The sequence below is a fragment of the Ruegeria sp. F5 genome (genome assembly GCF_056533845.1).
The window spans coordinates 193,105-214,963 of record NZ_JBQFOU010000008.1 but is presented as its reverse complement, the minus strand read 5'-3'; the positions used below and the strand labels follow the sequence as shown (position 1 = coordinate 214,963).

Annotated in this window: 28 protein-coding genes, 1 tRNA gene and 1 riboswitch; of the genes, 16 read left to right on the top strand and 13 right to left on the bottom strand. The window is 59.8% G+C overall.

Translation table 11 applies throughout. The annotated features are described in order from the left end of the window. Positions 1-322: 322 nt before the first annotated feature. A complete protein-coding gene (locus tag ACR0K1_RS14550; protein ID WP_480851138.1) occupies positions 323-991 on the top strand; it encodes a hypothetical protein in 669 nt (222 codons plus the stop codon). Between the two features lie 164 nt (positions 992-1,155). On the opposite strand, the gene ACR0K1_RS14545 is transcribed toward ACR0K1_RS14550, so the two are convergent. Then, positions 1,156-1,434 (bottom strand): helix-turn-helix domain-containing protein, encoded by a 279-nt coding sequence (locus ACR0K1_RS14545; RefSeq protein WP_480851137.1) that lies wholly within the window; start codon positions 1,432-1,434, stop codon positions 1,156-1,158. A gap of 109 nt (positions 1,435-1,543) precedes the next feature. Here ACR0K1_RS14545 and ACR0K1_RS14540 point away from each other — a divergent pair, with 109 nt between their 5' ends. The 5 genes from ACR0K1_RS14540 (at position 1,544) to ACR0K1_RS14520 (ending at position 3,581) form a co-directional block, all read left to right on the top strand. Continuing rightward, positions 1,544-1,786, top strand: coding sequence for a hypothetical protein (locus ACR0K1_RS14540; protein ID WP_480851136.1), 243 nt, complete (start codon positions 1,544-1,546; stop codon positions 1,784-1,786). Beyond that, a complete protein-coding gene (locus ACR0K1_RS14535) occupies positions 1,783-2,031 on the top strand; it encodes a hypothetical protein (RefSeq protein WP_480851135.1) in 249 nt (82 codons plus the stop codon). The genes ACR0K1_RS14540 and ACR0K1_RS14535 overlap by 4 nt, the downstream gene beginning before the upstream one ends. A gap of 59 nt (positions 2,032-2,090) precedes the next feature. Then, on the top strand, positions 2,091-2,600 hold the full coding sequence (locus ACR0K1_RS14530; protein ID WP_480851134.1) for a hypothetical protein: 510 nt from the start codon (positions 2,091-2,093) through the stop codon (positions 2,598-2,600). A gap of 191 nt (positions 2,601-2,791) precedes the next feature. Continuing rightward, positions 2,792-2,980 carry a hypothetical protein gene (locus ACR0K1_RS14525; protein WP_480851133.1) on the top strand — a complete coding sequence of 63 codons (189 nt, stop codon included), beginning with the start codon at positions 2,792-2,794 and terminating at the stop codon, positions 2,978-2,980. A gap of 112 nt (positions 2,981-3,092) precedes the next feature. Next, entirely contained in the window at positions 3,093-3,581 is a 489-nt protein-coding gene (locus ACR0K1_RS14520) for a Fic family protein (RefSeq protein WP_480851132.1), read from the top strand. A 158-nt stretch (positions 3,582-3,739) separates the two neighbouring features. Here the strand turns inward: ACR0K1_RS14520 and ACR0K1_RS14515 are convergent. Beyond that, positions 3,740-3,815: transfer RNA gene (locus ACR0K1_RS14515), tRNA-Lys, on the bottom strand. A 211-nt stretch (positions 3,816-4,026) separates the two neighbouring features. Between ACR0K1_RS14515 and dapF the strand changes: the two genes are divergently transcribed. Together dapF and mtaB are read left to right on the top strand one after the other, a co-directional pair. Beyond that, positions 4,027-4,869, top strand: coding sequence for a diaminopimelate epimerase (dapF, locus tag ACR0K1_RS14510; RefSeq protein ID WP_480611996.1), 843 nt, complete (start codon positions 4,027-4,029; stop codon positions 4,867-4,869). Next, positions 4,866-6,122: a tRNA (N(6)-L-threonylcarbamoyladenosine(37)-C(2))-methylthiotransferase MtaB gene (mtaB, locus tag ACR0K1_RS14505; protein ID WP_480851131.1), complete on the top strand. Its 1,257-nt coding sequence runs from the start codon at positions 4,866-4,868 to the stop codon at positions 6,120-6,122. Before dapF ends, mtaB begins: the two co-directional genes overlap by 4 nt. 10 nt (positions 6,123-6,132) lie before the next feature. On the opposite strand, the gene ACR0K1_RS14500 is transcribed toward mtaB, so the two are convergent. The 4 genes from ACR0K1_RS14500 to petA all read right to left on the bottom strand — a co-directional run bounded on the left by ACR0K1_RS14500 (position 6,133) and on the right by petA (position 9,416). Next, complete coding sequence (locus ACR0K1_RS14500) at positions 6,133-6,546, bottom strand: nuclear transport factor 2 family protein (protein ID WP_480611994.1); 414 nt, start codon at positions 6,544-6,546, stop codon at positions 6,133-6,135. 139 nt (positions 6,547-6,685) lie between these two features. Then, positions 6,686-7,471: a cytochrome c1 gene (locus ACR0K1_RS14495; RefSeq protein ID WP_480611993.1), complete on the bottom strand. Its 786-nt coding sequence runs from the start codon at positions 7,469-7,471 to the stop codon at positions 6,686-6,688. Positions 7,472-7,488: 17 nt separating this feature from the next. Continuing rightward, complete coding sequence (gene petB, locus ACR0K1_RS14490) at positions 7,489-8,820, bottom strand: cytochrome b (RefSeq protein ID WP_480611992.1); 1,332 nt, start codon at positions 8,818-8,820, stop codon at positions 7,489-7,491. A gap of 11 nt (positions 8,821-8,831) precedes the next feature. Further along, entirely contained in the window at positions 8,832-9,416 is a 585-nt protein-coding gene (petA, locus tag ACR0K1_RS14485) for a ubiquinol-cytochrome c reductase iron-sulfur subunit (RefSeq protein WP_480611991.1), read from the bottom strand. A 471-nt stretch (positions 9,417-9,887) separates the two neighbouring features. On the opposite strand from petA, the gene ACR0K1_RS14480 reads away from it, so the two are divergent. Continuing rightward, positions 9,888-10,334, top strand: coding sequence for a c-type cytochrome (locus ACR0K1_RS14480; protein WP_480851130.1), 447 nt, complete (start codon positions 9,888-9,890; stop codon positions 10,332-10,334). A gap of 9 nt (positions 10,335-10,343) precedes the next feature. On the opposite strand, the gene ACR0K1_RS14475 is transcribed toward ACR0K1_RS14480, so the two are convergent. Together ACR0K1_RS14475 and ACR0K1_RS14470 are read right to left on the bottom strand one after the other, a co-directional pair. Further along, positions 10,344-10,952, bottom strand: a complete 609-nt coding sequence (locus tag ACR0K1_RS14475) for a glutathione S-transferase (RefSeq protein WP_480611989.1) — start codon at positions 10,950-10,952, stop codon at positions 10,344-10,346. Between the two features lie 56 nt (positions 10,953-11,008). Continuing rightward, on the bottom strand, positions 11,009-11,635 hold the full coding sequence (locus tag ACR0K1_RS14470; protein ID WP_480611988.1) for an FMN-binding negative transcriptional regulator: 627 nt from the start codon (positions 11,633-11,635) through the stop codon (positions 11,009-11,011). 52 nt (positions 11,636-11,687) lie between these two features. Continuing rightward, positions 11,688-11,838: riboswitch (FMN riboswitch) on the top strand. Between the two features lie 71 nt (positions 11,839-11,909). On the opposite strand from ACR0K1_RS14470, the gene ACR0K1_RS14465 reads away from it, so the two are divergent. The 5 genes from ACR0K1_RS14465 (at position 11,910) to cobO (ending at position 15,879) form a co-directional block, all read left to right on the top strand. Further along, the gene (locus ACR0K1_RS14465; protein WP_480611987.1) at positions 11,910-12,350 is read left to right on the top strand and encodes a 6,7-dimethyl-8-ribityllumazine synthase; all 441 of its coding nucleotides are present in this window, start codon (positions 11,910-11,912) and stop codon (positions 12,348-12,350) included. A 144-nt stretch (positions 12,351-12,494) separates the two neighbouring features. Then, the gene (gene aroC / locus ACR0K1_RS14460; protein ID WP_480611986.1) at positions 12,495-13,595 is read left to right on the top strand and encodes a chorismate synthase; all 1,101 of its coding nucleotides are present in this window, start codon (positions 12,495-12,497) and stop codon (positions 13,593-13,595) included. Then, positions 13,579-14,241, top strand: coding sequence for an HD domain-containing protein (locus ACR0K1_RS14455; protein WP_480611985.1), 663 nt, complete (start codon positions 13,579-13,581; stop codon positions 14,239-14,241). Before aroC ends, ACR0K1_RS14455 begins: the two co-directional genes overlap by 17 nt. A gap of 45 nt (positions 14,242-14,286) precedes the next feature. Further along, positions 14,287-15,222 (top strand): DMT family transporter, encoded by a 936-nt coding sequence (locus ACR0K1_RS14450; protein ID WP_480611984.1) that lies wholly within the window; start codon positions 14,287-14,289, stop codon positions 15,220-15,222. A gap of 57 nt (positions 15,223-15,279) precedes the next feature. After that, entirely contained in the window at positions 15,280-15,879 is a 600-nt protein-coding gene (gene cobO / locus ACR0K1_RS14445) for a cob(I)yrinic acid a,c-diamide adenosyltransferase (RefSeq protein WP_480851129.1), read from the top strand. 4 nt (positions 15,880-15,883) lie between these two features. On the opposite strand, the gene ACR0K1_RS14440 is transcribed toward cobO, so the two are convergent. From ACR0K1_RS14440 to ACR0K1_RS14420, 5 genes are all read right to left on the bottom strand, one after another. Next, entirely contained in the window at positions 15,884-16,102 is a 219-nt protein-coding gene (locus ACR0K1_RS14440; protein ID WP_480611982.1) for a hypothetical protein, read from the bottom strand. Between the two features lie 218 nt (positions 16,103-16,320). Next, the gene (locus tag ACR0K1_RS14435; RefSeq protein ID WP_480851128.1) at positions 16,321-17,889 is read right to left on the bottom strand and encodes an alkaline phosphatase D family protein; all 1,569 of its coding nucleotides are present in this window, start codon (positions 17,887-17,889) and stop codon (positions 16,321-16,323) included. A gap of 133 nt (positions 17,890-18,022) precedes the next feature. Next, a complete protein-coding gene (locus ACR0K1_RS14430) occupies positions 18,023-18,388 on the bottom strand; it encodes an SPW repeat domain-containing protein (protein WP_480611980.1) in 366 nt (121 codons plus the stop codon). A gap of 109 nt (positions 18,389-18,497) precedes the next feature. Further along, positions 18,498-19,448: an AraC family transcriptional regulator gene (locus tag ACR0K1_RS14425; protein WP_480851127.1), complete on the bottom strand. Its 951-nt coding sequence runs from the start codon at positions 19,446-19,448 to the stop codon at positions 18,498-18,500. Positions 19,449-19,574: 126 nt separating this feature from the next. Then, positions 19,575-20,441 (bottom strand): branched-chain amino acid aminotransferase, encoded by an 867-nt coding sequence (locus ACR0K1_RS14420; RefSeq protein WP_480611978.1) that lies wholly within the window; start codon positions 20,439-20,441, stop codon positions 19,575-19,577. A 159-nt stretch (positions 20,442-20,600) separates the two neighbouring features. Here ACR0K1_RS14420 and ACR0K1_RS14415 point away from each other — a divergent pair, with 159 nt between their 5' ends. Then, positions 20,601-21,113 (top strand): MarR family winged helix-turn-helix transcriptional regulator, encoded by a 513-nt coding sequence (locus ACR0K1_RS14415; protein WP_480611977.1) that lies wholly within the window; start codon positions 20,601-20,603, stop codon positions 21,111-21,113. Beyond that, complete coding sequence (locus tag ACR0K1_RS14410; RefSeq protein WP_480611976.1) at positions 21,110-21,811, top strand: response regulator; 702 nt, start codon at positions 21,110-21,112, stop codon at positions 21,809-21,811. Before ACR0K1_RS14415 ends, ACR0K1_RS14410 begins: the two co-directional genes overlap by 4 nt. Positions 21,812-21,859 lie beyond the last annotated feature (48 nt).

Sequence of the window (21,859 nt, the reverse complement as noted above, 5' to 3'; positions counted from 1 at the left end):
TTCAGCCAGAAAAGGTCGCTCATGTCACCGCTCCGTTTTCCAACTCGTGAATCACGCAGCGCAGCCGAAATCAATGCATCCTGACCCTAACTGTGTGACAGAAGTTCCAGCCTGATAGTACCCTGACCTTTGAAGCGCAGCAAAGTTTCGGGTGACCGCTAAACACCAAGCTCTTGTATGGAATCGCGCGCTCTGACACGGTGAAACCATTGTGAAAGCCCAAATTACCCCTTTGTAATTCGCCTTACGCGTGTTTGGAGGGAAATCTTATTCAGCCCGGCCCGTTCGGCTCTTACAGACCAAAAAGAACACAGGATCAGGTATGTCGAAAAATGTTGATGAGCTTCAGGGGAAGCGCGCGTGGCTCGCGCCGGTATTGGGTTTTTTCGGGGGTATACTTGGCTCTCTTGGAGCCGTCTACACTGGCCTGTTGGATGTTGAGGTTCGAGACCGGGCGGTTGACGTGCAAGAGATGCGCATCGCGTTTGAAATGCTTCAGCTTAGGCGTGAACAGGTTGGTGATACCTATCGCTTGTGGGCTTGTGGTGTGCTGGCAACTCACTCTGAAGCGCCTCTAGATTGCAAGGCATCGGACGCACTAAATGCAGATTTTTCTACTCCTGTAACGCTTTCGAACCTCACAATTGGATCAGTTGACCGAGGCGATCCCTCAAAGACCGACATTGGCCTTTATGTCTGCAGTACGTTGGATCGCACCCTTGCCCAAAAAGCCGCCTCAAGTCTGCGGGACACAGACGGTTTTGGGAATATCTCGCTTGGGCGCTGGAACCTCTTTAATGAAATACCCTTCGAAACCCTTGCGGGAAAAACGACGATTGTCTTTGATTCTGACCATGCTGAGCAAGGCGAGTTGCCCAAAATTCGTGAAGCCCTTGAAAACGCAGATGTAGGCGCAGTGGCCGAATTGCCAAACTCAGCAGGCCTCAGTGAATGGTTCATATCGATAATAATGTGCGACGTAGAAGGCTGACGGCTCATCAGCAACCGAATTTACAGCAGTTTAGCTTGATGTGACGGCGAAGCGATTTACGCCCAATGAGGAAAAACCAGTTTAGCGGGATTAGCGGGCCCAACAGCCGGGCGCAGTTCCCCTTGGAGGGGAACAAAATACTTCGCCGAAGCGGGGTCGTTGACCTAATTTCCCGGCTGCAAGCGAACAATCTCTTGTGGCGACTTTCGAAGCCTAGCGCCCGGCTCTCCACTGTTGAGGAACTCGATGCCTGCGGCACTAAGTGCGTTGTACATCGCAACCTTTGTGGAAAGGTCCGCATTCCGCATTGCCTGTGGCTTGGCTTCAAGACGCTTTACTGTTGAACTTCCGATTCCTGCTTTTTCAGCTAAATCTCCCTGCGACCAACCCAGCAGCATTCGCGCGGCCTTAGTGTGTTGAGGTGTGATATCCGCATAGTGCATGATACTTTGTAGGTCCTATATGGTACTTTTGGTATTGCAATGGGAGCATTACTCCCCATATACTTTTAGTACCACGTACGATACCAAACGGCAACCGGAGGACATAGCAATGCCAGAACAACGCGCCAGCGCGAACGGAGAAGTTTTTTCTTATCCCAGAAAAGGGTGCACTCGTGCCGAATTGCAGCAAGAGGCCTTAATAGTTGAATGCTTACTGGACGCGTCTATCGCGTTGCGCAGCAGCGCTGATGGGCAAGAAGACATGGTGGAAGTCCTGACCATAGCGCAGGAGCGGGCTCACAAGCTCAACGTTGCGCTGGATTCAGTGAACGAACCGGAGTTGGCGTCATGAACGACACACACGAAATCTACGACTCGAAGGTTTCTCGGACGCCTGAGCGTAACTGCTACGACATCTTCAACCTGTGTCGGGTTGGGATTGCCGCCAGTGACTCGGCGATGAATATCGATTTGGTCAACAAGGGTGGCTACGACGCTTTGCTCGAAGCCATCGCGGAACTGGCCGCTGATGCAATCGACCGGTTGGAAACTGCCCATTATCAGAAGAAAGGAGAAACAAACGATAAGGCAGCTTGATCCAACTTCACTTTCGGGCGCGGCATTTCCTGCGCCCGTTTTCATGTTTGAGATTTGATATGAGTTATTACACCGTCAACCGGCACTGGTCGGACCAGTTCCTGCCTGAGATAAAGCGCATCATCGGCGGCCATATCCTGCAGGCCGCGCCTGACCCGCTGGACCACTTCCAAACCACTGACCTTTTGATGCTGGACGCCAAGGACATGCGCATAGCGGCCAGAGTCCGGCGGCATGGGTTTGCCACGAGATACCCGCACCAGTTCACCATCAGAGCCAAGCTGCCAACAGGCGCAGAGACCGAGCTATCCAAGATTGTAAACGGCCACGGAGACTGGATGTTCTACGGCCATGCGGGGGCAGATGGGCAGTTGATTGATAGCTGGTGGCTGATTGACCTACGCGCGTTCAGAGCGGCGCTGATACGACATAGGACGACTGGCGCACACCTTCTGATGGGCGACAAGCGGAATGCAGATGGTACGTGTTTCAAGTGGTTCGATATTCGGTCGTTTCCGAAGGAGCCGCCGTTGGTCTTGGCGAGCTCTCATTCGGAAACTTTTTCTTGAGTAGACGCACCACGTTTTTGCTAACCCATTGAAAGAATCGAGTTTTATCGCCATTTAAGCAATTGGAATCATTCATTGAATCTTTCAGGGAATGTTGCCATAATAAAGTGTGACGAATTAAGAAAACGGACACACGTTTTCCACAAGATGATGTTTACTTGCTTTGGTACGAACACAAAATGGAGGGCTCTATGACTGGAATCAAAACTGACCCGTCCCTTCTAAAGGCGTTGCGGAAGTCCGCTGGCAAGAAGCTATCGGCGGAACAAATGCGCCGACAGAAAGTTTCCTTCATCATGGGCTCCCTCAAAAGTGACAGCTCTATAACCCGTGAATTTGTTGAGAAAGAACTGAAGAAACTAGACGGCGAACCGGCTTAAATTGATACTTTTTGAAATTACGGGGACTGAAAACCACCCCATCTACAAGACACTGGAAGTTTCTAACAGTGAGAGACACTATGGGTTTCTACAATCCATTGTGTCTACAAGCATGGCCACTGGCAGGCCTTTTCTTTCGCAAACGATTGTTAAAGCAATCAATTTTCATGCAATCGCTTGCCTTCATACGAATGCTGGACAATTTCGGCCATGCCAAGTTGAAGTAGGAGACTACCTACCACCAGCGCATCATCGCGTTCCTGACCTCATGGATGACTTTGTTAACTTAGTTAACAGGCAATGGGATACTGCTGACCCCGTGGAGCTGTCTGCTTTCGTTCTTTGGAAACTGAACCACATTCACCCGTTCATCAATGGAAATGGTCGCACAGCCAGAGCGGCTTCATATTTTGTTCTTTGTGTAAAATTAGGTGGGTGGCTGGAAGGCGACACCATTCTCCCAGAACTGCTACGATCCAACCGCGACGAATACGTGCTGGCCTTAAAAGAAGTCGACAAATCACTTGAAAGCGGCAACCTGGACCTGACTCCGCTACACAAAATCATCGCAGGTCATTTAACGACCCAATTAGGCGCCTAATTCTGACTTGTGCAATTCTCAATCGAAATCCTTAAGAAGTGTCCCGGTTGTGAGGTTTTGTCCCCCATGTGTCCCCCAACAGCGCAATGTGTTGCGGCGAGTTCCACCTCATTCCGTGCAGATCAGGACGCAACGTATTATTCTAAAATGGAAAAAAGTGGTGAGCCGTGCAGGATTCGAACCTGCGACCCACTGATTAAAAGTCAGTTGCTCTACCAACTGAGCTAACGGCCCACTCTTTTGATGGATCTTGTCGATCCGTGGCGCTGTCTAAGGCATTTTCCCGATCGGGTTCAAGACCTTATTTTGCACCTCGTTTCGCCGGATATTACCTTATGTCCAGCGCCCCGATAGGCGGCCTAATTAGGTGGGTGGCGCGGGGGGGTCAAGACCTTTTTTCCGGAATCTGCGCTACAGGGTGGATTCATTCAAACGGCAGCGTTATATGCCCGCCATGCAACAAATACCGAACTCTGGTTTGCCCTTTATGAAGATGCACGGGCTGGGCAATGACTTTGTCATTGTGGATGCGCGCGCGCAGCCTGTTGCGGTGACGCCCGCCTTGGCACGGGGAATCGGGCACCGGCAGTTCGGGGTCGGGTTCGACCAGCTTGCGGTGATCGAAAACGGCGAATCGGATGCGCATCTGGTGTTTTACAACGCGGACGGGTCGACCTCGGCCGCGTGCGGGAACGCCACGCGCTGCATCGCGCGGTTTCTGATGGACGAGACCCGCAAATCCGACCTGACCCTGACAACCGAACGCGGTACGCTTTATGCGCGCGACGCGGGTGAGGGGCTGACCTCGGTCAATATGGGCCATCCACAGCTGGACTGGCACGAGATCCCGCTGGCGGAAGAGGTCGATACGCTGGAACTGCCCATCGAGGGCGGCCCGACCGCGACCGGCATGGGCAACCCGCATTGCACCTTTTTCGTCGAGGATGCCGAGGCGATCCCGCTGGCCGAGTTCGGTGCGCGGTATGAATATCATCCACTTTATCCGGAACGCACCAATGTGCAGGTGGCTCAGATCATCGGCGCGGATCATATCCGCATGCGCGTCTGGGAGCGCGGCGTGGGGATCACGCTGGCGTCTGGCTCGTCCTCCTGCGCGACCGCTGTGGCCGCCGCGCGGCGCGGGCTGACCGGGCGCAAGGTGCAGATCGAGTTGGATGGCGGCACGATCCGGATCGACTGGGGCGAGGATGGTGTCTGGATGACCGGACCCACGGCGCATGTGTTTTCCGGCACGCTGACGCCGGAATTTCTGGAGTCGCTGGGATGAACCCGCCGAAGTTTACCACGCTGGGCTGCCGCCTGAACGCCTATGAGACCGAGGCGATGAAAGAACTGTCGCAGCAGGCCGGGCTCAGCAATGCGGTCGTGGTCAACACCTGCGCTGTCACCGCCGAGGCTGTGCGCAAGGCCCGGCAGGAGATTCGCAAACTGCGCCGCGAAAACCCCGATGCGCGCCTGATCGTGACCGGCTGCGCCGCCCAGACGGAACCCGAGACCTTTGCCCGGATGGAAGAGGTCGACGCGGTGATCGGCAACACCGAGAAGATGCAGCCCGAGACCTGGAAAGGCATGGCCGCCGATTTCATCGGCCAGACCGAGGCGGTGCAGGTCGATGACATCATGTCCGTCACGGAAACCGCAGGCCATCTGATCGACGGGTTCGGCACCCGCTCGCGCGCCTATGTGCAGGTTCAGAACGGCTGTGACCATCGCTGTACCTTCTGCATCATCCCCTATGGCCGCGGCAACTCGCGCAGTGTGCCTGCGGGCGTTGTGGTGGACCAGATCAAGCGGCTGGTGGACCGGGGCTATAACGAGGTTGTGCTGACCGGTGTGGACCTGACCTCATGGGGCGCGGATTTGCCGGCGCAGCCCAAGCTGGGCGATCTGGTGATGCGGATACTCAAGCTGGTGCCCGACCTGCCGCGCCTGCGGATCAGTTCAATCGACTCGATCGAGGTGGATGAGAACCTGATTCAGGCCATCGCGACCGAGCCGCGCCTGATGCCGCATCTGCACCTGTCGCTGCAACATGGCGATGACCTGATCCTGAAACGGATGAAGCGCCGCCACCTGCGCGACGATGCCATCCGCTTCACCGAAGAGGCGCGCAAACTGCGCCCCGACATGACCTTTGGAGCGGACATCATCGCGGGATTCCCGACCGAGTCCGAGGCGCATTTCGAGAATTCACTGAAGCTGGTCACAGACTGCGACCTGACCTGGCTGCATGTGTTCCCCTATTCCAAGCGCAACGGCACGCCCGCGGCCCGTATCCCGCAGCAGGTCAACGGGATCATCATCAAGGACCGCGCCGCCCGCCTGCGTGCCGTCGGTGAGGCGCAGATCAGCAAACACCTGTCCGCCCAGATCGGCAAAACCCATCATATCCTGATGGAAAACCCGCATATGGGCCGCACCGAACAATTCACCGAAGTCTGTTTCAAAGCCCCTCAGACCGAAGGGCAGATTGTGCAGGCAAAGGTCTCGGGCCACGCAAACGGGCAGTTGCTCGCCTGACCCACGGGTCTTAGCTGACAGCGGCGGCAACGGCGGCGGTGTCGTATAATTCCTCGTATTCGCAGACCAGACCATCCCGGAAGCGGCAAATGACGACCACGCGGGTCTCGGCCAGTTTTCCGGTGGTCTTGTGGGTCCAGGCCGTGGTTCCGATGCCAACCACCCGGTCGCCCTGTTCCACCGTTTCCATCAGGGTCCAGTGCTGCATTTCGAACGCATCGGTCAGGTCTTTGAGATAGGCGTGCATCTGCGCGCGACCCTGTCGGCGGCAGCTGAACTCCAGACCGTAATCCCCCTCGCCCAGCGAGCACATGCACAGATCGTCGGTTGTGTACTGATCCCACATCGTCAGGTCTGCGCCCTTGCTGTCATTCCATTTGGCATAAGCTTCGCGCAGTTTGTCCGCATTCGACTGAACGCTCATAATTCCCCCTCCTGAAAATGTGCTTGCTCAAAACGACCCGACCGCGGGCGGGCCGAGGGCAGTATAGCACCGATTGGGGCAGACAAAAAAAGCCCGGCGCTGGTGGCCGGGCTTTTGCGTTTTGAGAGATGCGGTTCCGTCAGACCGATTTCTTGCCTTTCACAGGGGCCCACAGGCGCTTGTTCACAAGGTACAGGATCACCGACAGGAAGGTCAGAAACAGAACGCCGACAAAGCCTGCGGTCTTGCGCTCCATCATCTTGGGCTCAGCGGCCCACATCAGGAAGGCCGAAACGTCCTCGGACATGGCTTCAACGGTTGCCGGGTGCCCGTCCGCGAAATCGACCTGATCGTCCGACAGCGGCGGAGCCATCGAAATCCAGCCGCCCGGGAAGGCTTTGTTTTCATAAAGGACAGTGCCTGCCTCTTCCTTTTCTTCCCCGGTGTAGCCGTCCATCAGCGAGGCGATGTATTCCGCGCCGCCCATGCCTTTGACCAACTGGTTGATACCCAGACCGTAAGGGCCATGGAAGCCCGCGCGCGCCTTGGCCATCAGGCTCAGGTCCGGTGCGCCGACGCCGGTATTGGCCGGGAAGTGGTCGGTCGGGATCGCCGGGCGGAAATCGTCCAACTCGGGGTCGAAGACTTCGAAGTTGGTCGCCGCATAAGCGATAACTTCTTCTTCGGAATAACCCAGCGCTTCCAGATCACGCAGGGGGACATATTGCAGGCCGTGGCAGGCGGCACAGACCTCGGTATAGATCTGCAGCCCGCGCTGAAGCTGATGCTCGTCCCAGGTCCCAAAGGGGCCTTCGAACGAGAATGCGAAGTCTTCGATGTGCTGCTCGCCGCCACCTGCCGCGAAGGACGCAGCAGGGGTAACGGCCAGGGCAAACGCGGCACCGATTGCAAGTTTCTTGAACATGTTTCCGGTCCCTCTTCTTACTCGGCCGGCGTGGCGTCGGCGTTCGCCTTGCCATAATGCGCGTTGAAGTCTTCTTCGATGGTTTCCGGCGGAAGCTCGGGCTTTTCGATCACTCCCAGGATCGGCAGGATCACGAAGAAATAGGCGAACCAGTAGGCCGATGCGATCAGCGAGAAGGTCGCATAGGGTTCTTCCGCAGGCATCGCCCCCAGCCACATCAGGGCGAAGAAGTCGATGATCAGCAGGTAGAACCACCATTTGAACATCGGGCGGTACTTGCCCGACCGCACGCTGGATGTGTCCAGCCACGGGGCCAGAGCCATCGCCAGGATCGCACCGAACATCGCGATCACACCAAAGAACTTGGCGTCGATGATGCCGCCGGTGATGAAGCTGGCGAATTGCACCACCCAGACCTCACCGGTGAAGGCGCGCAGGATCGCGTAGAAGGGCAGGAAGTACCATTCGGGCACGATGTGGGCGGGTGTGACCAGCGGGTTGGCCTCGATATAGTTGTCGGGGTGGCCCAGATAGTTCGGCATGTAGCCGACGATGGCCCAGAACACGACCAGAATGACGGCCAGCGCGAACAGGTCCTTGATCACGAAATAGGGCCAGAACGGCAGCGTGTCTTTCTCGGCCTCGGCTTTCGAGCCACGGCGCACTTCAACACCTGTCGGGTTGTTGTTGCCGGTGGTGTGGAAGGCCCAGATATGCACGATCACCAGCGCCGCAATCACGAACGGCAGCAGATAGTGCAGCGAGAAAAAGCGGTTCAGCGTAGCATTGTCCACCGCCGGTCCGCCCAGCAGCCAGGTCTGGATCGCCTCACCTACAAACGGGATCGCGCCAAACAGGCCGGTGATCACGGTCGCACCCCAGAAGGACATCTGACCCCAAGGCAGAACGTAGCCCATGAAGGCGGTGCCCATCATCATCAGGTAGATCAGCATCCCGATGATCCACGTGATCTCACGCGGGGCCTTGTACGAACCGTAGAACAGGCCACGGAAGATGTGGATGTAAACCGCGACAAAGAACAGCGACGCGCCGTTCATGTGCAGATAGCGCAGCATATAGCCGCCATTCACGTTGCGCATGATGTGTTCGATGCTGGCAAAGGCCAGATCGACATGCGGGGTGTAATGCATCACCAGAACGATACCGGTGACGATTTGCAGCGCCAGGCAGAACGCCAGAACGATGCCCCAAATCCACCACCAGTTCAGGTTCTTTGGCGTTGGGATCATGAGGGTGTCATACAGAAGGCCGACAATCGGCAGGCGGCTGTTCAGCCACTTTTCGCCATTTGTCTTCGGCTCGTAATGATCGTGGGGAATTCCGGACATCAGGCTCTCCCTTAGCCGAGTTTGATGGTGCTGTTGTCGACCCACTCAGCGGGCGGGACAGGCAGGTTTTCAGGCGCGGGGCCTTTGCGAATACGACCGGCAAGGTCGTAGTGCGAGCCGTGGCAGGGGCAGAACCAGCCGCCAAAGTCGCCAGCATCGCCCAGCGGCACACAGCCCAGGTGGGTGCAAACGCCCATCTGAACGATCCACGCGCCCGGCGCTTCGCCCTCGGGCGAGGGCATCACGCGGTTGGCGTCGGTCGCGGGGGCATCGGCATTCAGGTTGAAGTTCCGCGCCAGCGGATCAGGCAACGCGCCCACACCTTCGGCATCCTGATCCTGCGCTTTCTGGATCTCGGCACCGGTGCGGTGACGGATGAACACCGGCTTGCCCAGCCATTTCACGGTCAGCTGCGTGCCCGGCTCGACCCCGCTTACGTCCACACGGATCGAGGACAGCGCCTGCACATCCGCCGAGGGGTTCATTTGATTCACCAGGGGCCAAACGGCTGCCCCCGTCGCAACGACACCTGCGCCGCCAGCGACGTAGTACAGGAAATCTCTGCGGGTGCCTTCGTGGTCTTCTGCGTGGGACACGAGGTTATCTCCGATTATCTGGCGCCCGCGGACGGGCAAATAGCTCGCGCACCGCACGAATGCGGTGTCTTAACCGCGCTTACTATCGGGGAGAATAGAGTTCGTCTAGCGGTCATAAACGCGCAATACGCCGCATCTGCGCATATTGCCACAACGTGGCGGGCTTTTTTCATGATTCTCGGGCACAAGTTTTACCGATCCCCCCGGATCGGGCCGATTCGATTCGGCCCCCGTGCCGGGACGGCAGACAGCGCGCAAACCCGCCAGCAGGCACGTCTGCACCGCAACGCAACTGATCCGATTGATGCGGGATCGGACAAGAAGCCCGCCGCCCCTGCGCGTTTGTTCACCGATAAATCACGACTGAGAAATAGATTTTTTCTCAACTCAGGTGAAGCCACGTTTCCGGTTGCACTTTTTACGCGAATACCGGAAAGCCCCGATGACACGTACTCCAATCAGGACCCCCCGATGTTCAAGACCCCCCTGGCCGCCACGCTGTTGCTGGCGGCCCTGTCCACCCAAGCCGCCGCCGCCGGCGATCCGGCAAAAGGCGAAAAACTGTATAACCGCTGCTCATCCTGCCACGCGATCATCAAAGATGGCGAGGTGCTGGTAAAGGGCGGAATCACTGGCCCGAATCTCTATGGCGTCGTGGGCCGCGTTGCGGGTTCTGAAAACGACTACCGCTATGGCAGCGAACGCCTGCCCATCGGCCTGTTCACCGACGACATGATCCGCGCGGGCGACGAAGGTCTGATCTGGACCGAAGAGAACATCGCCACCTATTCCAGGGACCCGATCGGTTTCATCCAGACGTTTCTGGATGACGAAACCGCCCGCCCGAACATGAGCATCAAGCTGAAGAAGGGCGCCGAGGATATCGCCGCCTATCTGGCCACATTCACCGCGCCCTAAACCCGGCAATCACGACGGCGGGCGCGTCGCCACCATGCTGGGCCGCGCGTCAAATTCGGCAAACCATGCAGCAAGGGCGTCATTGCCCTTGCGCCAGCCCCGCGCGTCATGGCGCAGGTCGAGATAGCCCAGCGCGCAGCCCACCGCGATCTGCCCCATGTCCAATGATCCGGACAGATGCGCCATCCAGCGCTGATTCAACGCCGCGCAGGCGCGTTCGATCTTGACCCATTGCGCCTCGGTCCAGTCGTCCCACTGCTTGTCCCCGGGTCGCAGCCGGTCCTCGTAGGTCATCAGCAAGGCGGCATCCAGAATGCCATCGGCCAGCGCCTCCAGCGTCAGCACATCCCAGCGCCCGGACCCGTCGGGATACAGCCCCGCCTGCCCACGCGCATCCAGAAAGGCACAGATCACCCGGCTGTCGAACAGGGTTGGCCCATCGGGCCGCTCCAGCGCCGGAACCTTGGTCAGCGGCGCCTTGCTGATCAGCGGTTCCGCCGGTGATACAGGCGTGCTGGCGACGGTCTGCAGTTCGACATCCTGCAACTGATCGGTTTCATGCAGCAAAACCATGACTTTGCGGACATAGGGCGAGGTCGGGCTGTGATAGAGCTTCATATCCGGTCTCCTTGGCTAAGGGGCACAGTACAGAAGCCGGGGCAAAACAAAACCCGTCAGCCGTCCGTCTGACCCGCCGCGCGCATCAAATCCGCGAGCGCATCCAGTTCCGCCCCAATCCCGCCAGCGACCCGCTCTGCCGCGCGCGTCCGAACCGCGTCGGGCTTGTTCTGGTTCAGCTTCCAGGTTCCCCGAATGTCGTCGATATGCATGCGGCAGGGCACGATCATGCGCATCATCCTCGCCAACGCGTCGTCAGACATCTTCGTGGTGGTCCATGGCGGCTTGGGCAGCAACCGAGCCTCATAGAACGCAGACTGCCGGTCCAGCAGGTCCGGCAAAGACTCCTGGGGCAGCCTCTCAAGCTGCCCGGTCAGATGCACGGCCACATAGTTCCACGTGGGCACCTGATCGCCGATCTCATACCAATCAGGCGACACATACCCGTCCGGCCCGGACACGGCGATTGTGGCGCGGCCAGGCTGTTGCAACATCCGAACGATGGGATTCGACCGCACAAGGTGCAGGTCCGCCACAGCTCCATCCTCATCCAACAGAAAAGGCACATGGCTCAAAGCAGGAGCTTCTGCGGTCGACAGTGCCAGAACACCAAAGGCGCGTTCGCGGGCAAAACCGATATGGCGCGCGCGTTCCTCGGCGCGGAAGGCGGGGTTGGGGTGCATGGCGATCCTCCTACGTTCCTCTTGCAGAACCGCCCGCAGCTTGGCAAGGTCACGCCGTTCTCAGGGCGGGGTGAAATTCCCCACCGGCGGTATGCGGGCCATGACCCGTAAGCCCGCGAGCGGCTTCGGATCATCCGGGGTGACAAGCAGATCTGGTGAGAGGCCAGAGCCGACGGTGAAAGTCCGGATGGAAGAGAACGCGCAGCGCGCCGCTGAACCGGCGCGCCTGCTCGTGATCGCCTTGGGTGCCGTGTCTGTAACTCAGGAGGTCCAAATGACACACACCCGCTATGCTTTCATCAAAGCCAACTGGCATTCCGATATCGTCGACCGTGCGCTGGACGGGTTCCAGCAGCTCATCCCAGCCGAGCAGATTGACGTCTTCGACGTACCCGGCGCGTTCGAGATGCCGCTGCTTGCCCGCGATCTCGCCCAAACCGGGCGCTATGCCGCAGTGGCCTGCGCCGCCTTCGTGGTGGATGGCGGCATCTACCGGCACGACTTTGTGGCGCAGGCGGTCGTCGACGGGCTGATGCGCGCTGGCATGGAGACCGGCGTGCCGGTCCTGTCCGTTTCGCTCACCCCGCACCAATATCAGGAAACCGACCACCACAACGCCATTTACCGCGCCCATTTCGTGGAGAAAGGCCGCGAAGCCGCCCAGGCCGCGCTCAGGATCACCGAAACCCGTGAGGCCCTGAAAGTGCCAACCTGATCCGCTTCATCTTTTTCCAAATACTCCGGGGGTGAATTGAGCCGCAGGCTCAAGAGGGGGCTGGCCCCCTCCCCCCCTTTGCCGAAATCCGCTTGAGGCCCAAGGCACTCCCGGCTAATCACGACCGGCAAAGGAGCATGCCCCATGTCGATGAACAGCTTTGGACACCTCTTCCGCGTCACCACTTGGGGCGAAAGCCACGGGCCCGCTCTGGGCGCCACGGTCGATGGCTGCCCTCCGGGTGTGGCCATCGACGAAGCGATGATCCAGCACTGGCTGGACAAGCGCAAACCGGGGCAGAACAAGTTCACCACCCAGCGGCGCGAGCCCGATCAGGTGAGGATCATGTCCGGCGTGTTCGAAGGCCAGACCACCGGCACACCGGTGCAGCTGATGATCGAGAACACCGATCAGCGCTCGAAAGATTACGGCGACATCAAAGACAAGTTCCGCCCAGGCCATGCCGATATCACCTATTGGCAGAAATACGGCATCCGGGATTACCGCGGCGGCGGGCGCAGTTCCGCCCGGGAAACCGCATCCCGCGTCGCCGCTGGCGGGCTAGCGCGCGAAGCGATCAAACAGATCGCGCCAAATGTGCAGATCACCGGCTATATGGTGCAAATGGGGCCGCGCAAAATTGACCGCGCCAATTTCGACTGGTCGCAAATCGAACAGAACCCGTTCTGGACGCCCGACGCGCAGGCGGCCGAGGACTGGGCCACCTATCTGGACGACCTGCGCAAATCCGGAAACTCGGTCGGCGCGGTCGTTGAGGTCGTGGCGCGCGGCGTCCCCGCCGGGATCGGCGCGCCGGTTTATGCCAAGTTAGACACCGATCTGGCCGCTGCGATGATGTCGATCAACGCCGTCAAAGGCGTGGAGATCGGCGAGGGCATGGCCGCCGCCGAACTGACCGGCGAGGCCAATGCCGATGAGATTTTCATGGGTCAGAACGGCCCGCAATTCAGCTCGAACCACGCGGGCGGCATTCTGGGCGGCATCTCGACCGGGCAGGACATCGTGGTTCGTTTTGCGGTCAAACCGACCTCGTCGATCCTGACCACCCGCAAAACCATCACCAAATCCGGCGAAGAGACCGAGATCATCACCAAGGGCCGTCACGACCCCTGCGTCGGCATCCGCGCCGTGCCGGTGGGTGAGGCGATGATGGCCTGCGTGATCCTCGACCACCTGCTGCTGCATCGCGGCCAGATCGGAGAGAACCGTGGACGGATCGGCTGATCTGCGCAGCCGCCTGCGCGGCATCGTCGCGCAGCGGATGGAGACCGACCCCGCCCATGATCTGGCCCATCTGGACCGGGTCTGGGTCAACGCGCGGGCCATCGCCGATGACCGGACCGACATGCCGGTGCTGCTGGCCGCAAGCTATCTGCACGATCTGGTGAACCTGTCGAAAGTCGACCCCGAACGGCACATGGCCTCGCGCAGATCCGCGTCGGAATCAGAGCCTATTCTGCGGGATCTGGGCTATGACCGGGATCGGATTTCCGCCATCCGGCACGCGATCGAAGCCCATAGTTTCTCGGCCAATATCCCGCCCGAGACCGCCGAGGCCCGCATTTTGCGCGATGCCGACAGGCTGGACGCGCTGGGGGCCATCGGGATTGCCCGGAACTTCTCGGTGTCCGGTGCGCTGGGGCGTATGCTTTACGATCCCGCCGACCCGTATGCGCTGAACCGGCCGCTGGACGATCTGCATTTCTCTCTCGACCATTGGAAGGTCAAACTTCTGAATCTTCCGGGCGACATGCTGACCGAGACCGGCAGACAGATCGCGGAACAGCGCACCGCGCGCATGATCCGCTTTCTGGAAGACTTCGCCGAGGAAATCGGCAATCCTCTGCCTCAATCCTGGGTGACCGGCTGACCCCAGCCGTTGATCTTTGCGCCGCAAAAGCGCAGGGTCGCGCCGATGGCAAAATCGTTAACATCGCATCGACCCGTACTGGCCGTGACGCTGAAACTCAGCGCCCTGTTTCTGTTCACGTCGATGTCAGCCCTTGTCAAAGCCCTGTCCGAGGATTTTCCGCCGGGGGAACTGGTGTTCTTCCGCTCGCTCTTTGCCATACCGGTCATCCTCATCTGGCTGATTTCACGTGGGGAACTGGCGCAGGGCTTTGTCGTCAAAAAGCCGATGGGCCATTTCTGGCGGGGCGTTCTGGGCACCGGTGCCATGGCGCTGACCTTCACCGGCCTCAGCCTGCTGCCCCTGCCCGAGGTCACGGCCATCGGCTATGGCACGCCCATCTTCACGCTGATTCTGGCGGCGGTGATGCTGGGCGAACGCATCCGCATGATCCGCATCGGCGCCGTCGCCCTGGGCCTGCTGGGCGTGCTGATCATGATCTGGCCCCGCCTCGGCAGCACCGATATCGAGGTCGCCGCCACCATCGGCGCGCTCTGCGTGCTGGCGGCCACCATCGCCCGCGCCTTTGTGCAGATCCATATCCGGCAACTGGTTCAGGTCGATCACCCGGCGGCCATCGTGTTCTATTTCTGCGTTACGGGAACGCTGCTGTCGGCTCTGACCGCCTTTTGGGGCTGGGCCATGCCGACATGGGAACAGGCGGCGATTCTGGTCGCAATGGGGCTGACGGGGGGCGTGGCGCAGATTCTGATCACTTCGTCCTACCGGTTCGGGCAGGCCTCGATGCTGGCCCCCTATGATTATACCAGCATGCTGTTCGCCATTGTCATCGGCTATGTCTGGTTTGATGAATGGCCGACGCTGGCCATCCTGATCGGGGCCGCGCTGGTCATCGCGGGCAATGTCGTGGTGATCTGGCGCGAGCATCAGCTGGGGCTCGAGCGCGGCAAGGCCCGGTCGGTCACCGACCCCAAGGGGTGACTTTACCTTTCGCCAAACTCCCCTAGTTTGGGCCGGACAGAGAAAGAGGGTGCCCCCATGAGCGACGCGCAGGATCACAAGGAAAAGATGCAGAAGGTGCAGGCCAAGCACCGCAAGAAAGTGTCCGAGGCAGTCGATCCCGGGCGCGGTCTGGTTCTGATCAATACCGGCAAGGGCAAAGGCAAATCCTCGGCCGCATTTGGCGTGGTGATCCGGGCACTGGGCTGGGGGCAGAAAGTTGCCGTGGTGCAGTTCATCAAGGGTAAATGGAAAACCGGCGAGCGGCGTTTCTTTGAAGAGCGCGACCTCGTGACATGGCACACGATGGGCGAAGGCTTCACCTGGGATACGCAGGATCGCGAGCGCGATATTGCCGCGGCCACCTCGGCCTTTGGCAAGGCCTGCGATCTTATGGCCAGCGGAGACTACGATCTGGTGGTGCTGGACGAGATCAACATCGCCCTGCGCTATGAATATCTGTCCGTGGATCAGGTGATCAAAGGGCTGAACGCGCGGTCCGATAAAACCAGCGTCTTCCTGACAGGCCGCGACGCGCCTCAGGCGCTGCGCGACTATGCCGATCTGGTGACGGAAATGACCGAGGAAAAGCACCCGTTCAAGGCCGGGATCAAGGCCCAGCGCGGTGTCGATTTCTGAAAACTCAGGCGCTTGGCGCCATTTGATGTTCAAATTGATAGCGCAGCGACCTGCGTTGGCTCGCTGCGCTTTGGGGCAGCGTTTCCGCTGCCGTTCCGGCCTCTCGCAAGGCCTGCCGTTTCTGCCGTTCGACATAGGCGCAGTAATCGTCGTCGCAGCAATTGCACCCGCAGGCCGTGGCGGCATCATGCCGCGCCATGATTTCGTCCAGCGAGTCGCTCATTTCAGACCTCATCAACCCTGTACCATCCATGCCCGTCTTCGTTTCCGGGGCGGTGGCTGGCCCTCACCTTACCATACGCTAAGCCCGCAGACCGCCCCGAAAGAAAGTGCTGGATGACCTGCATCTGGCGTTGATGTGTATCTGATTATTTTAGTCGGAATTTTCAAGCCTGAAAACGCCCCGAACGTATCCGGGGCGTGATCCGTGGCTTTTGAGGCTCAGATCGCCTGTTTTTGCGGGTCCAGCGTGACCGACCACAGCTCGGTATCGGCGCGGTCCATCAGTCGCACGGTCATCTGCTGCGTGGCCCCGTCGATATCGACCAGGCCAAAGAACTGAAGCCCGGCGCTAGGGGGCAGGTTGGCGCCCTGATCCTCGGTGGGTGCCTTGACGAACTTCACCTCGGGTCCGAACGTGCCATCCAGCGCGTTGGGCCCGAAAGTACCGGCGTGCAGCGGGCCGGACACGAACTCCCAGAACGGTTCGAAATCCTGAAATCGTGCTTTGTTAGGGTCATAGTAGTGCGCGGCCGTGTAATGCACATCCGCCGTGAACCAGACAGTATTAGTAACGCCAGCCGTCCTGATGAAACGCAGCAGATCGGCAATTTCCAGTTCGCGCCCTTTCGCCGGGCCACTGTCGCCGTTGGAAATGGCCTCGGCCCCGGCTTTTTCCTTCCAGTTGTCCCAGACGATCAGGCCGATCGGCATGTCCGAGGCGATCACCTTCCACGTGGCTTTCGAGCCTGCCAGTTCCTGTTTCAGCCAGGCCAGTTGTTCCGCCCCCAGGATGCGGGACTGATCGGTGATCTCATCCTCCATCGACGCACCGTTCGGGCCGCGATAGCTGCGCAGGTCCAGGAAAAACACGTCCAGCATCGGACCGTATGAGATTTTGCGATAGACGCGGCCCGGCTCTGACGGGGTGATCCGCAGCGGCGTCATCTCGTGAAAGGCGCGCCCGGCGCGGGATTGCAGCACATGCACCGATTTCTCGGCATAGCGGTCATCCGAGATCAGGTCCTTGGCGTCGGACCAGTTGTTGACTACCTCATGGTCATCCCACTGGAAGAAGGTCGGGCAGACGGCATTCATCGCGCGCACATGATCGTCCATCAGGTTGTATTTCCATTGGGCGCGGAATTCGTCCAGCGTTTCGGCCACCTTGCGCTTTTCGTCAATCAGCTTGGTGTTTTTCCAGATCACCTGCCCGTCTTTTTCGACCTCGTCCTTCATCGGACCGTCGGCATAGACGGTGTCGCCCGAGTGAATGAAGAAATCGGGCTTGTGCTGCGCCATGGTCGCATAGGTGCGCATGCCCTCGTCGTCGATGCCCCAGCCCTGACCGGCGGTGTCCCCCGACCAGGCAAAGCGGATATTGCGGCGCGAGGTCGGCGCGGTGCGGAATTGGCCCACAACAGGCTCTGATGTGACATTGATGTCGCTCAGATCGGCGGCCACGAAGCGGTAAAAGATATCCTGATCCGAGGGCAGCCCCGCGACCAGCCGCTTGACCGCGAAGTCGCTGTTCGGGATCGCGTCCATCGGCGACAGTTTACGGGCATCAGCAAAGCTTTCGGTGGTCGAGATTTCCATCATCACCCGCGACGGGCGGTCCGTGCGGGTCCAGATCATGCCCGAATTTGCATCGACATCGCCCGACTGCACCCCGTGCGTAAAAACTGGGCGCGAGGACGCGCGGCTGATCGCAGGGACTGAAAGCGAGGCGGCAAATGCCGTGCTTCCGGCCAGAAAGGCGCGGCGGTTGGGGCGAAGGATTCGGGTCATGGGTGCTCTCCTGTCTGGTGGCCATCGCAGGCCACGCGATTGGTGAGCGGTAGTGAGCCGCCCGTTTGTAAAACAGACGGCTCAGTTTCTTGAAGGTATCACGATGATATTGTGACACCTGTGGACAACATGCTCACGCCGCCGCTGTTTGCTCGGGCGCGCTCAGCGAGATGACGGCCACAACCGCCGCGCCGTTCAGCCAGTAGAACCACGCGTCCAGACCCGAGAACCCAAGCAGGCCAGGGGCCAGCAGGAACACGATGCCGACGGTCAGGTCCACCGCCTGGTGGACCTTGTAGGGCAGCACGCGCCAGATCCCGAGATGGTGATCGGTCAGCACGGTCAGACCAAAGGCCGCGACCCCGGTGACGACCGACAGCCACAGCGCCAGCGGGTTGGACTGGCCCAGACCCAGCACGAAGGGCAGCGTCATCAGGGCAATGGCGACGGGGTAGTCGAGATAGGCGTGGATGTTACGGGTGATAAAACGGACAGACATGAGAATTCCTTTCCTTGCTTGGCATAGCTCTAAGCTAGGAGAAGGTTGCCGAACGTATCAGCCCGGATCGTTCGCAATACCTTGCAGATCGTTCAGATCATCCACCGGATCAGTGCATCGCCCGATACGCCGCTGGGGACAGCCCGATCTGTTTCTTGAACACGCGGGAAAACGCGGCCTCGGATGCATATCCGACCTCGGCGGCGGCATCGGCGACGTTCCAGCGGCTTTCGGTCAGCCCGTGACAGGCGATCTGCATCCGCCAGTCGGTGAGGTATTGCATCGGCGTGGTGCCCATCTTCTCGGCAAAGAGCTGGGCGAAAGCGGTGCGGGACATGCCCGCCTCACGCGCCAGCGCCTCGACGCTCCAGTCATTCGCCGGGGCTTGGTGAAAAGCGGTCAGGGCGCGCGACACGCGCGGGTCGGCAAATCCGGCCAGCGCGGATTCGCTGGGGCTTTGATGCTCCAGATGCGCGCGGATGGCCTGCGCGAACAGCACCTCGGACAGTTTCAGGGCGATCAGATCACCCCCGATCCGCGCGCCGCGCACCTCGGACCCGATCATGCGCAGGGTGGATTCGATCCAGGCCCCGGCCTCTTCGCCGTAATTCTCGATCAGGATATAGGGCGGCAGCCGGTCGATCAGCATATGCCCGGTGCCCTGCCGCCCCGGAGGACCGGTGAACGAGAAATGGCCGCAGATCAGCTGCGTGTCGCGGCTTTTATCCTCGCCACCATAGATCAGAACGCCATCCCCTTTGTATCCGGCCTCGTCCAGCACCTGTTCCAGCGGCAGCGCGTCCAGCGGTTTGACCTCATTGCACAGCAGCGCGTGGGCGGCGCCATGCGGGATCAGGATCAGATCGCCCTGCTTCAGACGCAGCGTTTCGCCTGTGTTAGAGACTGATACCTTCAGTTCTCCCCGCTGAACGAAGTGAAACCGGGCCACGTTTTCAAAGGCCGGAACCTGAATGCCAAAGGGCGGCGTGAACGATGTGCGGAAATAGAACGTCCCGCGCAGGGACAGGCGGGTCAGGATATCGCTGAGAAGGTCTAACATGGCTGTAATCTACACCCGTGCGCGCGCCCGTCCACCAGTCTGAACGATCTGCAAGGTCTTGCGGACGTTCGGCACAAAAAAACCCCCGCGAAAATGCGGGGGTTTCCTGTAGCGTGTTCCGCTGGATCAGGCGCGCACCAGCGCCTCATATTCTTCGGCGATGTCGCGGGTGATGTCGCCGACCTCGAACGTGTAGTCACCGATCTGCCCGACCGGCGTGACCTCGGCGGCGGTGCCGGTCAGCCAGCATTGTTCGAAATCGGCCATTTCCTCGGGCATGATATGGCGCTCGATCACGTTGATACCCTTGTCTTTCAGCATCTGAATCACCGTCTGGCGGGTGATGCCGTTCAGGAAGCAATCGGCCAGCGGCGTATGCACCTCACCATCCTTGACGAAGAACACGTTCGCGCCGGTCGCCTCGGCCACATAGCCGCGATAGTCCATGAACAGCGCGTCCGAGCAGCCCTTGGCCTCGGCCTTGTGCTTCGAGATGGTGCAGATCATGTACAGACCCGCCGCCTTGGCATGGACCGGGATGGTTTCCGGGCTGGGGCGCTTCCACTCGGCGATGTCCAGCTTGGCGCCCTGCATCTTGGCGTCGCCATAGTAAGCGCCCCAGGGCCAGACCGCGACAGCCATGCGCACTGGGTTCTTGGCCGAGGCCACGCCCATATCCTCGCCCGAACCGCGCCAGACCAGCACGCGCACATAGGCGTCCTGCAGCCCGCTGGCTGTCAGCGCCTCTTCCTTTGCCGCCTCGATCTCGTCAATCGAATAGGGCATCGGCATGTCCAGCGCCTCGGCCGAGGCGATCAGGCGTTCGGAATGTGCCCGGCTTTTGAAGATCTTGCCGTTATAGGCGCGCTCGCCCTCGAACACCGACGAGGCATAGTGCATCGCGTGCGACAGAATATGCACATTGGCCTCGCGCCAGGGCACCAGCTTGCCGTCCAACCAGATGACACCATCACGATCGTCATACCCAGCCATGCGAAACCTCCTGATCCGGGTTGATTTTCCGATTGTTGCGCTAGTTAGGTCCGAAGCGGACATAATGTTGCGCAAAAACTGAGAATCGATACCTGTCCGCCCTTGGAATGTCAATAACGCTGACATAAACTCGGCCCGGTGTAATGAATGAGGCATGATATGTCCGAAATCCGCCCCGCCCCGCTGTTTGGCGGCGAGAGCCTGTTGTTTCTAACCGATGAGCAGTTGCGACAAGGGATCGAGGCCATGTTTTTCGCCTATCGCGGCTTCACCGCCGACCCGGACCGCATCCTGTCGGAAATGGCCTATGGGCGGGCGCATCACCGGGCGATCCACTTCATCAACCGCGCGCCCGGCACCACGGTGAACAACCTGCTGGCCATTCTGGGGGTGACGAAACAGTCTCTGAACCGGGTGCTTCGGACATTGATCGACGATGGTCTGGTGCAAAGCCGCGTCGGCACCGCGGACAAGCGCGAGCGGCATCTGTTTCTGACCGAACAGGGCCGCGCGCTTGAGGCGAAACTGTCTGACGCCCAGCGCTCGCGCATGCGGGCGGCGTACAAGGATGCGGGCCCCGAGGCGGTGGCGGGGTTTCGTAAAGTGCTTGAAGCGATGATGGATGCTGATATGCGTCATGCCTACACCAAACTGCGGGACAGCACCTCATGAGCGATATGGACGCCCATCTTCTGATTGTCGACGATGACGAGCGCATTCGCGATCTGCTCAAGAAGTTCCTGATGCGCAACGGATTTCTTGTGACCTCGGCCCGCGATGCGGCGCATGCGCGGCGGGTGCTGTCGGGTCTGGATTTCGACCTGATCGTGCTCGATGTGATGATGCCGGGCGAGGACGGGGTCAGCCTGACCCGCGCGCTGCGGGAAACGCACAGCACACCGATCCTGCTGCTGACCGCCCGGGGCGAGACCGAGCATCGGATTGCCGGGCTTGAGGCCGGGGCGGATGATTATCTGGCCAAGCCGTTCGAGCCCAAGGAATTGCTGCTGCGCATCAACGCGATTCTGCGGCGGATGCCGGAAACACCGGCGCAGGATACGGCGGCGAAAATCCTGACCCTCGGACCGATCCGCTATGATATCGAACGTGGAGAGATGTGGCAGGGCGAGGACCCGGTGCGCCTGACCGCCACCGAAAGCCAGTTGATGAAAATTTTCTCGGCCCAGCCGGGAGAACCGATCAGCCGCGCGAAACTGGTCGAGGATCTGGGCCGCGACAAGGGGCAGGCGCAGGAGCGCGCGGTGGACGTGCAGATCACCCGACTGCGCCGCAAGATCGAACAGGACCCGAAGCAGCCGCGGTATTTGCAGACCGTGCGCGGCGCGGGCTATATGCTGGCGCCGGATTGATTTTGCCGCTGCGCGGCGGTTTTGTGCCTTCGGCGAGGATATTTTTAG

Excerpts from the sequence above, each read along its gene's own strand:
- ACR0K1_RS14425 (WP_480851127.1), bottom strand. The coding sequence starts at position 19,448 with ATGTTAGACCTTCTCAGCGATATCCTGACCCGCCTGTCCCTGCGCGGG.
- ACR0K1_RS14525 (WP_480851133.1), top strand. The coding sequence starts at position 2,792 with ATGACTGGAATCAAAACTGACCCGTCCCTTCTAAAGGCGTTGCGGAAG.
- ACR0K1_RS14550 (WP_480851138.1), top strand. The coding sequence starts at position 323 with ATGTCGAAAAATGTTGATGAGCTTCAGGGGAAGCGCGCGTGGCTCGCG.
- ACR0K1_RS14440 (WP_480611982.1), bottom strand. The coding sequence starts at position 16,102 with ATGAGCGACTCGCTGGACGAAATCATGGCGCGGCATGATGCCGCCACG.
- ACR0K1_RS14540 (WP_480851136.1), top strand. The coding sequence starts at position 1,544 with ATGCCAGAACAACGCGCCAGCGCGAACGGAGAAGTTTTTTCTTATCCC.
- ACR0K1_RS14410 (WP_480611976.1), top strand. The coding sequence starts at position 21,110 with ATGAGCGATATGGACGCCCATCTTCTGATTGTCGACGATGACGAGCGC.
- ACR0K1_RS14535 (WP_480851135.1), top strand. The coding sequence starts at position 1,783 with ATGAACGACACACACGAAATCTACGACTCGAAGGTTTCTCGGACGCCT.
- ACR0K1_RS14530 (WP_480851134.1), top strand. The coding sequence starts at position 2,091 with ATGAGTTATTACACCGTCAACCGGCACTGGTCGGACCAGTTCCTGCCT.
- ACR0K1_RS14470 (WP_480611988.1), bottom strand. The coding sequence starts at position 11,635 with ATGCACCCCAACCCCGCCTTCCGCGCCGAGGAACGCGCGCGCCATATC.
- dapF (WP_480611996.1), top strand. The coding sequence starts at position 4,027 with ATGCCCGCCATGCAACAAATACCGAACTCTGGTTTGCCCTTTATGAAG.
- ACR0K1_RS14420 (WP_480611978.1), bottom strand. The coding sequence starts at position 20,441 with ATGGCTGGGTATGACGATCGTGATGGTGTCATCTGGTTGGACGGCAAG.
- cobO (WP_480851129.1), top strand. The coding sequence starts at position 15,280 with ATGAGCGACGCGCAGGATCACAAGGAAAAGATGCAGAAGGTGCAGGCC.
- ACR0K1_RS14495 (WP_480611993.1), bottom strand. The coding sequence starts at position 7,471 with ATGTTCAAGAAACTTGCAATCGGTGCCGCGTTTGCCCTGGCCGTTACC.
- ACR0K1_RS14430 (WP_480611980.1), bottom strand. The coding sequence starts at position 18,388 with ATGTCTGTCCGTTTTATCACCCGTAACATCCACGCCTATCTCGACTAC.
- ACR0K1_RS14415 (WP_480611977.1), top strand. The coding sequence starts at position 20,601 with ATGTCCGAAATCCGCCCCGCCCCGCTGTTTGGCGGCGAGAGCCTGTTG.
- ACR0K1_RS14545 (WP_480851137.1), bottom strand. The coding sequence starts at position 1,434 with ATGCACTATGCGGATATCACACCTCAACACACTAAGGCCGCGCGAATG.
- ACR0K1_RS14520 (WP_480851132.1), top strand. The coding sequence starts at position 3,093 with ATGGCCACTGGCAGGCCTTTTCTTTCGCAAACGATTGTTAAAGCAATC.
- ACR0K1_RS14435 (WP_480851128.1), bottom strand. The coding sequence starts at position 17,889 with ATGACCCGAATCCTTCGCCCCAACCGCCGCGCCTTTCTGGCCGGAAGC.
- ACR0K1_RS14450 (WP_480611984.1), top strand. The coding sequence starts at position 14,287 with ATGGCAAAATCGTTAACATCGCATCGACCCGTACTGGCCGTGACGCTG.
- aroC (WP_480611986.1), top strand. The coding sequence starts at position 12,495 with ATGTCGATGAACAGCTTTGGACACCTCTTCCGCGTCACCACTTGGGGC.
- mtaB (WP_480851131.1), top strand. The coding sequence starts at position 4,866 with ATGAACCCGCCGAAGTTTACCACGCTGGGCTGCCGCCTGAACGCCTAT.
- petB (WP_480611992.1), bottom strand. The coding sequence starts at position 8,820 with ATGTCCGGAATTCCCCACGATCATTACGAGCCGAAGACAAATGGCGAA.
- ACR0K1_RS14480 (WP_480851130.1), top strand. The coding sequence starts at position 9,888 with ATGTTCAAGACCCCCCTGGCCGCCACGCTGTTGCTGGCGGCCCTGTCC.
- ACR0K1_RS14500 (WP_480611994.1), bottom strand. The coding sequence starts at position 6,546 with ATGAGCGTTCAGTCGAATGCGGACAAACTGCGCGAAGCTTATGCCAAA.
- ACR0K1_RS14475 (WP_480611989.1), bottom strand. The coding sequence starts at position 10,952 with ATGAAGCTCTATCACAGCCCGACCTCGCCCTATGTCCGCAAAGTCATG.
- ACR0K1_RS14465 (WP_480611987.1), top strand. The coding sequence starts at position 11,910 with ATGACACACACCCGCTATGCTTTCATCAAAGCCAACTGGCATTCCGAT.